General features: G+C 44.2%; 8 protein-coding genes. 5 read left to right on the top strand and 3 right to left on the bottom strand.

Annotation, left to right across the window (positions count from 1 at the left end):
- Positions 1 to 23 precede the first annotated feature (23 nt).
- The 5 genes from NSS94_RS15460 to NSS94_RS15440 all read left to right on the top strand — a co-directional run bounded on the left by NSS94_RS15460 (position 24) and on the right by NSS94_RS15440 (position 6,944).
- Positions 24 to 1,706, top strand: a complete 1,683-nt coding sequence (locus tag NSS94_RS15460) for a sugar ABC transporter (protein WP_341039609.1) — start codon at positions 24 to 26, stop codon at positions 1,704 to 1,706.
- Positions 1,707 to 1,952: 246 nt separating this feature from the next.
- Positions 1,953 to 2,843 carry an ABC transporter permease gene (locus tag NSS94_RS15455; RefSeq protein ID WP_274481936.1) on the top strand — a complete coding sequence of 297 codons (891 nt, stop codon included), beginning with the start codon at positions 1,953 to 1,955 and terminating at the stop codon, positions 2,841 to 2,843.
- A gap of 27 nt (positions 2,844 to 2,870) precedes the next feature.
- A complete protein-coding gene (locus NSS94_RS15450; RefSeq protein ID WP_341039608.1) occupies positions 2,871 to 3,749 on the top strand; it encodes a carbohydrate ABC transporter permease in 879 nt (292 codons plus the stop codon).
- A 28-nt stretch (positions 3,750 to 3,777) separates the two neighbouring features.
- The gene (locus NSS94_RS15445; RefSeq protein ID WP_341039607.1) at positions 3,778 to 5,895 is read left to right on the top strand and encodes a beta-galactosidase; all 2,118 of its coding nucleotides are present in this window, start codon (positions 3,778 to 3,780) and stop codon (positions 5,893 to 5,895) included.
- Positions 5,892 to 6,944, top strand: a complete 1,053-nt coding sequence (locus NSS94_RS15440; protein ID WP_341039606.1) for a glycoside hydrolase family 53 protein — start codon at positions 5,892 to 5,894, stop codon at positions 6,942 to 6,944. The genes NSS94_RS15445 and NSS94_RS15440 overlap by 4 nt, the downstream gene beginning before the upstream one ends.
- A gap of 94 nt (positions 6,945 to 7,038) precedes the next feature.
- Here the strand turns inward: NSS94_RS15440 and NSS94_RS15435 are convergent, their stop codons facing one another.
- The 3 genes from NSS94_RS15435 to NSS94_RS15425 all read right to left on the bottom strand — a co-directional run bounded on the left by NSS94_RS15435 (position 7,039) and on the right by NSS94_RS15425 (position 11,906).
- Entirely contained in the window at positions 7,039 to 8,802 is a 1,764-nt protein-coding gene (locus tag NSS94_RS15435; protein ID WP_341039605.1) for a methyl-accepting chemotaxis protein, read from the bottom strand.
- A 326-nt stretch (positions 8,803 to 9,128) separates the two neighbouring features.
- Positions 9,129 to 10,088: an AEC family transporter gene (locus tag NSS94_RS15430; RefSeq protein ID WP_341039604.1), complete on the bottom strand. Its 960-nt coding sequence runs from the start codon at positions 10,086 to 10,088 to the stop codon at positions 9,129 to 9,131.
- A gap of 99 nt (positions 10,089 to 10,187) precedes the next feature.
- A complete protein-coding gene (locus tag NSS94_RS15425; protein ID WP_318627887.1) occupies positions 10,188 to 11,906 on the bottom strand; it encodes an NAD-dependent malic enzyme in 1,719 nt (572 codons plus the stop codon).
- Between the last annotated feature and the right edge of the window lie 8 nt (positions 11,907 to 11,914).

Below are 11,914 nucleotides of genomic sequence, written 5' to 3'. Positions count from 1 at the left end.
ATGATTTCTAGAGGGGGAACAATATGCGAGTTCATTCGAAGAAAAAGCTGTTGTCGTTGCTCGCCGCAACTATGGTATTAGGAGTTGGCCTTGTGGGCTGCTCAGGTGCGGAAAATGATGGGAATGCGGACGGCACAGCTAAAACTGAAAACGTATACAAAGAAAAATACAATCCAGAAGTCACAATTTCCACGGTATGGGGTGTAGATCCCGCCTTAAAATTTAAAAATGGTGAATCTATCGAAAATAACATTGCGACCAAATGGGCTAAAGAGAAATTCGGTATTAATATCAAATCACTCTGGTCCGTCACGGATACGAATGGCGCATTTGCTACGAAGCTGCGTTTGGCTATGTCCTCAGGTCAGGAGATGCCGGACGTCGTTGTACTGGGGACGGAAAATGAGCAACTGGCACAGGACATGATCGATTCCGGTATGTTTGCAGAGGCGGGTCCGTTGTTTGACAAGTACGCTGCGGATTCCTGGAAGCAGGCGATGAATCAGGATACGAATGTATGGAATCAGTATAGCCGAGATGGTAAGAAAATGGGTATTCCTGTGCTTGATTTCGCCTATAACCATGATTATGTATTGTGGGTACGACAAGATTGGTTGGATAAGCTGGGCATGAAGGCTCCTGAGACGATGGATGATCTGGAAAAAGTGATGGATGCCTTTAAAAATAAAAATCCGGACGGACTGGCTCCGAACAAAGTGGTTCCGCTCAGTATCGGTTTTAAAACATCCATGAACACTTGGATGGGTGACCCGTCCTGGATTTTCGGGGCATATGGCACACTACCTCAGCAGTGGAACAAAGGCACGAATGGCAGTTTGGAATATGGCTCCGTGCAGCCTGGCATGAAGCCGGGTTTGCAAAAGCTGAGCGAGTGGCTCAAAAAGGGATATATCCCTCAGGAAGCAGCATTGTGGGATGAAAATAAAACGGCAGAACCTACAGTCGCAGGAACAGCCGGCATGATCCCTGGGCCATATTGGATGAGCGGCTGGCCGCTTCAGGATACAGTCAAAAATGCGCCGGGTGCCATATGGAAGCCGATTAAGATTCCAGCAGGTCCTGACAACAAAGCCATGCGTCACGGTACGCAATACACCAATGGTGTTGTACTAATCAACAAACAAATGCAGCATCCTGAAGCTTTTTTCACTTATCAAAACTATTTGTTTGACCATTATGCTAATGCCAAACCGGACGGCGATTTGTCGAATGGGCTGTTTAAGGGCTACGATTATGATTTGGATGCGGACGGAAAGCTAATGTCTATCGATAAAATACCAGGTGGTTATGTAAACTCTATTCGTTATTTGCTGGTTCGTGATGGTGCGCGTATACCTGATGCCCAAATGAAGGCTTTGCTAAGTTTGGCTAACGGCGCAGAACCGAAGACCCGTCTGGAGAAAGATGTAATGGTGAACTACGGGAAAGGTACTCCCGCAGCTGCCAAAGTGCTTATGGAACAGAAGGATATCTCCATGAAAGATCAGTTCACGGGTCCTACTACGCCAACCATGAAGGCTAAAAAGGACTATCTGGATAAGATTGAAAGTCAGACCTTCAATGAAATTATTTATGGCAAGCAGCCGATCTCTGCTTTTGATACCTTTGTGCAGACGTGGAAAACAGCTGGTGGCGAACAAATTACAAATGAAGTAAACGAATGGTATAAAAGCGTTGAAAAGTAAAAACCAATGATGTTGTAACAGAGTAGGAAGGCTGTCCCGAGATGGGCAGCCTTTTTACTACAGCTTCACCCGTATCGAGTGGAAATGAATACGCTCTCATGGTGTATTTGAAAAAAAGTTTTATTCGTTTGGCGAGCTTAAAAAATGATTGCTTTTGTGCCATGTATGTTGGTTTTTTGAACTGTTGGGACAGCGAAAACGCTTTTATAATTGAAGTATACCATGAGAGTTACAGGAGGAACTGCAATGAGGAGTCTACAACGTACGTGGCCATTTCATATCATGCTGCTGCCAGCCATCATTTTCTTAATTGTATTCAGCTACATTCCGATGGGCGGCATCGTGATGGCCTTTCAAAATTACAAGCCTTGGCTAGGCATAACGGGTTCCGAGTGGGTTGGACTGGATAACTTCCGCTTTTTGTTTCAACGGGAGGACAGTCTTCAAGTTGTCTGGAATACACTAATTATTGCTGTGTTAAAGATGTTTTTCAATCTGGTGGTTCCGTTTATCTTTGCTATACTGCTGAATGAAATTCGCAAGGTCGGACTTCAACGATCCATTCAGACACTGGTTTATCTGCCACACTTTCTGTCGTGGGTCATCTTGGGCGGAATTCTGATTGACCTGTTGGCTACAGATGGATTTATGAACCGTATTCTCGGTAGTTTCGGGATTCAGCCTATCTTTTTTCTAGGAGATAATAACTGGTTTCGGTTTACTGTCATTGTATCGGATATATGGAAGGAGTTCGGATACAACACCATCGTATTTCTTGCTGCACTGGCGGGTATTAATCCTTCGTTGTATGAGGCTTCTGAAATGGATGGAGCAAGCCGCTGGAGACAGACGCTACACATCACTGTACCTTCGTTAATTCCGATGGTAGTCGTTGTTGGAACGCTTGCACTTGGCAATGTACTGAACGCCGGTTTTGACCAGATTTTCAACCTTTATAATCCGCTGGTTTACCAAAAAGGCGATATTATTGATACATTCGTCTACCGGACAGCGTTAATCAATGGAGAAATGGGCTTTGCCACTGCTATCGGCTTGTTCAAATCCGTTATCAGTATGATTCTCATTCTGATATCTTATCGACTTGCTTACAAATGGGCAGGTTACCGCATATTTTGATTCCACGAGGCTGAAAGAGGGAGAGTCATGTATCATAAAACAACGCCATACCGCATCTTCAATGTGTTTAATATTTGCTTGCTTGTGATTTTATCCATCATGTGTATCGTTCCGCTGATTCATGTGTTAGCGGTATCATTTAGTGCTAAATCAGCTGCAGATGCCAATCTGGTTGGACTGTGGCCGGTACAATTTTCATTAGAAGCCTATAAGAAGACGATGAATAACCCGATTTTTCTGCACTCCATCTGGATTTCTGTCTGTCGGACTGTATTGGGAACCGGCTTAACGCTGCTTATTACCTTTTTAGCTGCTTATCCACTTTCAAAAGAAACATCTATGTTCCGTAGCCGAAACGTATATTCATGGTTGTTCGTATTCAGCATGATTTTTAACGGTGGTCTGGTTCCCTTCTATATGGTTATTCAAAAGATCCACCTCATGGACAGCTTCTGGGTACTTGTTTTGCCAGGAGCGGTCAACACATTTCTGGTCATCCTTATGTTGAACTTTTTTAGAGGAATTCCCAAAGAGATGGAAGAGGCCGCATTGATCGACGGAGCAGGACATTTTCGGACATTGTTTAGTATCTTTTTACCGATATCCATGCCTTCCATTGCGACGATTGCGCTGTTTAGTATGGTGTTTCATTGGAACTCCTGGTTTGACGGTCTGCTCTATTTGAGCAATGCAAAGGATTATCCGCTGGCGACGTTCCTGCAAACTGTAATTATTCAGAAGGACATGAGTTCCATGAGCATGAGTCCCAAAGAGATGGAATTACTTTCTCAAACGACGGTTAATGCAGCGCAAATTTTCATTGGTGCAGCGCCTATTCTCATAGTATATCCATTTTTACAAAAGTATTTTGTTAAAGGTATGACGCTAGGTTCCGTCAAAGAGTAATAGAATGAATAGAAGGAGATGATTTGTAGTGACGAATCAAAACATAATCAAGTACCCTCCCATTAGTGAGCGAGTTCCACGTATGCTGCATGGAGCGGACTATAACCCGGAGCAATGGCAGCATTACCCTGAGGTGTTAGCGGAGGATATCCGTCTAATGAAACTAGCCAAATGTAACGTGATGTCTGTCGGTATTTTCTCATGGGTTTCATTGGAGCCTGAGGAAGGCGTATTTACGTTTGAGTGGCTGGATCGTATTCTGGATTCGTTTGCTGAGAACGGAATCTATGCATTTTTGGCCACTCCTAGTGGAGCAAGACCAGCCTGGATGTCACAAAAATATCCTGAGGTGCTGCGTGTGGAGGCTAACCGTGTCCGTAATCTGCACGGGTTTCGCCATAATCACTGTGCTACATCGCCTGTTTACCGGGAAAAAGTACGTATCATGAATACGAAGCTAGCCGAGCGTTATGCTAACCATCCGGCTGTTATTGGCTGGCATATTTCCAATGAATTTGGTGGAGATTGCCACTGTGATTATTGTCAGGAGGCATTTCGCGCTTGGGTCCAGGATAAATATGGTACGCTGGACAAGCTAAATCACGCATGGTGGACGACCTTTTGGAGTCATACGATTACGGACTGGAGCCAAGTTGAGTCCCCGGCACCTCACGGTGAAACACAGGTTCATGCCATGAATTTGGACTGGAGACGGTTTGTGACCGATCAGACCGCAGATTTTATCAAGCATGAGATTGTGCCGCTCAAGGCTGCAAATCCAGCAATTCCGGTCACAACCAATTTGATGGAGTTTTTTGAAGGATTGAACTACTGGAAGTTTGCTGATCTGCTCGATGTTATATCCTGGGATAGTTACCCAACGTGGCATGACCGTGAGGGGGATGATAGCCTTCAGGCTGCTAAAGTGGCCATGATGCACGATATTATTCGTTCAATCAAGGGAGGTAAGCCTTGGATGCTCATGGAGAGTACACCAAGTTTGACGAACTGGCAAGACGTTAGCAAGCTGAAGCGGCCGGGAATGCATCTGCTCTCGTCTTTACAGGCTGTGGCACACGGGTCAGACACCGTTCAATATTTTCAGTGGCGGAAAAGCCGCGGTTCGAGTGAAAAGCTGCATGGTGCGGTTGTCGATCATGTCGGACATGAGCACACTCGGGTATTCGGGGATGTGACCCATGTCGGTAATGCGCTGGAAAAATTGGAGGAGGTTATCGGTACATCTGTACCGGCGGAGGCCGCAGTCATTTTTGACTGGGAGAACCGTTGGGGAATCAATGATTCACAGGGACCGCGGAACAAAGGTGTGAAATATGAGGAGACAGCTGAAGCGCATTATTTGGCGCTGTGGGAGCAGGGTGTGCCTGTAGATGTCATTCATATGGATGCAGATTTCTCCAAATACAAACTTTTGGTAGCTCCGATGTTATATATGGTCCGCAGCGGTGTGGGGGAGCGTATACAGAAGTTTGTTGAAAACGGTGGTATTTTCGTAGCAACCTATTGGTCTGGTATCGTAGATGAACATGATTTGTGCTTCCTTGGAGGCTTTCCGGGCCCGCTTCGTAAGACGCTGGGGATCTGGTCGGAAGAGATTGACGGATTGCATGATCATGACCGTAATCACATTTTGCCGGTTGAAGGCAATGAGCTGGATCTGCAAGGGGAGTATGAAGCTGTAGAATTGTGTGATCTCATTCATACAGAGGGTGCAGAGGTACTGGCTGTGTACGGTTCAGACTTTTATGCAGGACGCCCAGCTTTGACGGTGAACCGTTTGGGACAAGGAAAGGCTTATTACATCGCATCACGCAACATCGGACTATTCCACAGTCATTTTTACAGAAGTTTAATTGATGATGCAGGAATCAGTAAAGCGCTCAATGTGAAGTTGCCTCATGGAGTGAATACGGCGATTCGTACCGATGGAGTTCATGATTATATTTTCATATTGAATTTCACGCATGAGCCACAAAAGATTATGTTGGATGGACGAACTTATGCGGATATGCTTGAAAATCATGTGATAGAAGATGGTAGCATTCAATTGGATGCCTACGCTGTTAAGGTTTTAAAGACAGAGCGCAATGAGAAGTATACAATTCGGATGGGAGATGACTTATGAAAACAGGTAACCGCACGATGGTATTTGCGATGTTGATCTTGTTATCCAGCTTATTGTATCCGTTCGGTTCTGTAGGGTTGGGTGCGGCTTCGGCCGCCCCTGCTTTCGCCAAAGGAGCAGATATAAGCTGGGTAGCAGGAATGGAAGCGCAAGGTATGAGTTGGAAGGATAAGAAGGGTGTTCGTCGAGATATACTGCAAATTTTGCGAGATGACTATCAGATCAACTCGGTGCGTATCCGTGTGTGGGTAAACCCTGACATGAAAGATTATGCAAGCGGATACATGAATGCCGAAAAGGCAGCAGAACTGGCGCAACGAGCTAAAAAGTTAGGTATGAGCGTTATGCTGACTCTACATTATAGTGATTCTTGGGCAGATCCAGGGCAACAGAACAAACCTTATGCGTGGCGCAATTTCACATTTACACAACTTATGGATGCAGTCTGGTCCCATACGGTCTATGTTATGGACACGATGAAAAGCAAGGGGGTAACACCGGACTGGGTGCAGATCGGTAATGAGACGAACAATGGAATGCTCTGGGAAGATGGCAAAGCTTCGGTGAACATGAAAAACTATGCCTGGCTCGTCAATACAGGTAATAATGCTGTAAAATCGGTAAGCAGTAGTACTAAAACGATCGTACATTTAGCCAACGGGGATAACAGTTCTGTGTTGAACTGGAATATCGGCGGGCTGATTGATAATGGAGCTCAGTTTGATCTCATCGGACTGTCTCTGTATCCCTCTCCTGCGGACTGGCAGGGCAAGGTGGATCAGACGATTACCAATGCCAATAACCTCATTGCCAAATACGGAAAAGGCATTGTCATCAGTGAAATCGGGATGGAATATAACGAACCTGCAGCTTCCAAGGCATTTATTTCTGCAATCAAAACAAAGGTTCGGAACATCGGAGGTGGCAAAGGTACAGGGGTATTTTATTGGGAGCCGGCTGCAACTCCAGGTTACAATCAAGGTTATAACAAAGGTGCTTGGCAGGCTGACGGTAAACCAACCTCAGCTTTGGAAGGATTTATAAATTAAGAAGTATGTAAGAGTAGATCAAAGAACCTCTAGTTCGCATTTATCAGACTAGAGGTTCTTTATTGTTATCTAGGGCTACTTGGAAGTTATAGGATTAGGCTTCTCGGTTCACCTTGAAGAACGAAATGAGCTCTTCCAGCTCGCCGGACATCAATGTAAGCTTGTCAGAAGCTTGGACAATAGAAGCCATAGACTCAGCCTGTTCTCCAATAGTATGCTGAATTTGTTTGCTGCTGTCGACTGTTTTGCTAACTGTGGAAGACAGCTCGTCAGAGGTAGCTGACATTTCCTGCGTGCTGGCTGAAATCTGCTCCGTTGCGCTGGATACCTCTTGAATTTGTGACGACACTTTATTAGACGCATCTAAAATTTCAGAGAACATTTCGCCTGTTTGCTTCGTAACTTCTAGCCCAATCTGAACTTCTTTTGTACCAAGGCTGATGCCTTTTACAGTCTGTTCAATTTCTTTTTGGATTTCTTCAATAAGCTCTGCAATTTGTTTGGCAGACTCTTGAGACTGTTCAGCCAAATTACGCACTTCTCCTGCTACGACTGCAAAACCTTTGCCTTCTTCACCGACTCTGGCAGCTTCAATAGAAGCGTTCAGTGCAAGCAGATTCGTTTGACTGGCAATGCCTGTAATGATGCTGACGATATTGCTGATTTCGTTAGAACGGTTCTGCAGCGCATTAACGGAATCAGCTGTACTTTCCATTGTAGTGGAGATGGAGTCCATTTGAGAGGAAAGCTTTTGGGCTACCTGATTGCCTTCAACGGAGCGTTTTTCCATAGAATAAGCTTGATCGGCTACGGAAGAGGAGCTTTCGGCAATCGTTTGGATAACTGTCGACATTTCATTCATAGCTCTGGAGCTTTCATGTGCTGCGTGATCCTGAGCTTCAAGCCCCTGGGTTATTTCCTGAATATTGCTGTTAATGACGTTCGTATTCGTACTGTTTTTCTCGCTAATACTTAACAATTCCTGGGCAGATCCCGTAACTTCTTGTGTCGTATCCTGTACTTTCACCATTGTATCGTTAAGGCGTTTGATCATAGAATTAAATTTTTGATTGATAATGCCAAGGTCGTCCTCACCTGTCTTGATTTTTACATTCAGATTACCCTCGCTGACTTCTTCAATGCCCTTCATCAGGCTACGAATCGGGGAGAGGGTGCGCTTTACCAGTAAATATTGAATCGTTAAGAAGATGGCAAGAAACAGAATGAGCAGTGAAACACCGTATACAAGCAATTTATGAAGGCCGGTAGGTACAGAGCTCGCATCTACGTCAAAGTAAATCGCACTTGTGACTTTCCCGCTTGCATCTGTAATCGGGTAAACAATGGTAGTCCATGTGCCATATTCGTCCGTGTAAAAGCTGCTTAATGCTGATTCATTAGATTGAAGCATTTTATTTACGGCTTGTGCATTTTCGTCAGGAAGAGTGTACATGTCCCCAATGTTCATCTTTAAGTCTTGGAAAGCTTGGACTAAATTTGTGGGAACGCCAATAATGGAAGTTTGATTTCCTTCTTTTAGTTCTGTGCCAAATATGTAAGCTTGGGCAACGTTAGGATAAAGTGTGTGAATAGAATCGAGAAATTTGCGTAAATCTTGTTGCACAGAGCCGTTATAATCTTTTTCATTCAATGCTTGTTGTACTTTTGTTTTATCAACATCTTCTGCCCATTTTTTAGTCAATACCTTAACTTGGTCTTGCAGCTGCGTGGTGAGAATGTTCTTTTGAAGTATATAGCTGGATGTGATGAGAATAGCTCCTATTAATACGATGTTAAGAAAAGAGATTAATAGATTTTTACCAAAAAAGGACATAGTTCTCCACTTCAAGTTTTTCACGTTTTCTTCTCCTTTGAATTAGCGATTTAGTTTCATATACAACCTATCCCATATATATTTCGACAATTTGCTTTCTAATTGTTAGGTATTTATTAAAAGGGAGAGTAGAAGGTTATACAAAAAGAACGGCGGCCCCCGAGTGAATGAAACGATGGGGCCGCCGCTTGTCGGCAAACTGGATTTATGTTGTTTTTCCAACTCAATTCTTACTAAATCACTTTATTGTTCAGACAATATTTAAAAAATAAGATAAATGAGGACAAACGGGTTTGCTTTACACCTATAAATACCTGGATTGCATTGAGGGTTCTTAACTTTTCTGTCCCTTATAAAAGAAGTGAAATGAGCAAGGGTAGTGAAATGAGCGATAAGACTGAGCTAATAACAAATGCAGATGCAGCTTCCGTTTCCAGTGTTTCATAACGGGTAGCAATCATAGCGGCCACAGCCGAGCCGGGAAAAGCGACAAGCAGTACGGCTTTGCTTACATCTTCATGGGATAGTCCTATCAGAACAGCAATACCGAGCATAACAATAGGCATCACGATCGCTTTCAGCACAGCGATGCTAAGTGCTTTTGGACTGAACGTAATCTTTTTGATACCAATAGTTACCCCGATGGCAAATAGGGCTGTACCAGCAGTAATATTGCCGATTTGATCAAACATGGATTGCAAAAGTTTCGGAGCGTGGAATCCACATAGAGTCAATACGACACCAAACAAAGGTACGCAGGCAAGCGGCTCGCTGAGTCCATGAAGGACTGATTTCATAGTGACTTTAAATAAGTTGCCTTTAGTGCCGTCGGATTCTGTTGTTTTGCGCTGGCCGACCGTTCCCAAAATACTTGCAAGCGGATCAAGAATGGCATTAACGACGATCCCGGTAATTGCAATCGGGATGGCGACTGCCGCACTTCCGAACAAGCTGCCCAGAACCGGAATTCCCATGAATGCAAAAGAAGGCTGTGTTGAATTCAATGCGAACATAGAGGATTCAGTCAGGCCTTTTTTGGCAATTAAGCGATAAACAATGAGCAATACAATATAAAAGCCGATTACACCAAGTAGCAAAGCCACAAGAAAGGGCCACTTTTGAATCAACGTCTCTCTTGGTGTCGTCGTAATCCCAATAAACAAATGTGCGGGTAGAGCAAACTTCGTCACGAGTGTATTTAATCCCTTAGAAGAAGCGGGGTTAAAAGCTTTAAACAATCCTGCGAAATAACCAATTAAAATGACAAAGAAAATAGGAATTAAGATAATAAAAATATGACCTGTAGCCATGATGTCGCCTCCAATGAAGATGTCCGCCAAAAATGGCGGACATCAGTTAAATAATCACTTTGCGTATGCAAGTATAAATTTGATGTTGTTCGCTATTTTTTAAACCAGGACCGCTTCCTGACCATATTGTTTGATGGGTTTATATTTACAGTCCCACATCGCATCTCGAACTGCTTGTGCGATATCGTCCGGTTGATGACGCGCTACTCCATCCTGAACTGCTGCCTTGGCCACAGCCACGGCTACCGCTTCAGATACTTCGCGTAATTCATTGATTTTTGGCAGCAGGGAAGCACCAGGCTGCGACAAATCCACCATTTGAGCTACTGCATGGGCAGCTGCAGCAAACATGCTATCTGTTATGATTTTGGATTTTACCACGATTGCGCCAAGACCAAGACCCGGGAACACGAAAGCATTGTTGGATTGCCCAATTTCAAACTTAATATTGTTATAGATCACCGGCTCAAAAGGACTTCCTGTGGCAATCAGGGCTTTTCCTTCGGTCCAGTGGATCAAATCTTGCGGAGTTGCTTCTGCAAGTGGAGTCGGGTTGGACATAGGCATAATTATAGGACGTTCTGTATGTTTGGCCATTTCTTTAACGATTTCCTCACTAAATGCCCCACTAACACCGGAAGTACCAATCATAATCGTCGGTTTCACGCGGCGAATGACTTCAAGCAGAGGGATTTTTCCATCTTCAGCATGTTCCCAGTCACGGCATTCTGCAGCATCACGCGCATAAGGAACCTGAAATGGAAAAAGTCCTTCTGTTTCGTTGGTAAGCAGGCCACGGTAATCATAAGCCCAGAAGTTACGTCTTGCTTCTGCTTCTGACAGTCCTTCCAGCATCATGGCGGCGCTAATTTGGTCTGCATTGCCGATTCCGGCAGCTCCTGGACCAAAGACTAGAACCCGATGCTTGCTCAGTGGGATTCCGGACAATTGAACACCGGACATCACACCTGCGAGTGTAACCGCTCCAGTACCTTGAATGTCGTCATTAAAAGTCAAAATACTATTTCCGTATTTATTGATAATGTTCCGTGCATTGACATTGCCCAAATCTTCCCAGTGCAGCAGAGCATTCGGGAAAAAGGAAAGTGCAGCCTGAACATAAGTGTCAATAAATTGATCATATTGTTCTCCACGTACACGTTTGTGACGATTCCCCATATATAAAGGATCTTCCAATAGCTTCTCGTTGTTTGTACCTGCATCAAGAACAACTGCCAGCACCCGGCTAGGATCTATACCAGCAGCAGCTGTATACACAGCAAGCTTACCAATAGAGATATTAATACCTCCGACTCCCCAGTCCCCGATTCCCAAAATACTCTCGGAATCTGTGGCTACGATCAGGTCGATATCATCAGGGTCCAGGTTCAAATTCTTAAAAGCCTCTTCGATACCCGCCAGATTATCAATAGATAAATACATACCACCGGGCTTGTGATATTCATGACTGTATTCCTGTATAGCCTGGCCTACTGTTGGTGTATAAACAATCGGGAGCATTTCGCTTAGGTGCTCAGAGAGCAAACGATAATAAAGGACCGTATTGCGATTAAAAAGATCATTTAACGCAACATTTTTACGCAAATTATCCGGTTGGCTCTGAAATTGCTCGTAAACCCGTTGAACCTGTTCCTCAATAGTTAATATCGTAGGAGGAAGGAGACCGTCAAGTCCAAGTTGTTTCCGTTCTTCCAAGGTAAAAGCCACTCCTTTATTCAGCAGTGGGTTGGCAAGTAGATCTTTTCCGGTTAATTTGGTTTCGATAGATCCGTCTTCCGTAAAATGAAAAGCACGCATTTTTAATT

Origin of the sequence: Paenibacillus sp. FSL L8-0644, from assembly GCF_038008165.1 — a bacterium.
Classification (GTDB): domain Bacteria; phylum Bacillota; class Bacilli; order Paenibacillales; family Paenibacillaceae; genus Paenibacillus; species Paenibacillus polymyxa_D.
This window is presented reverse-complemented; position numbering and strand designations above follow the sequence as displayed.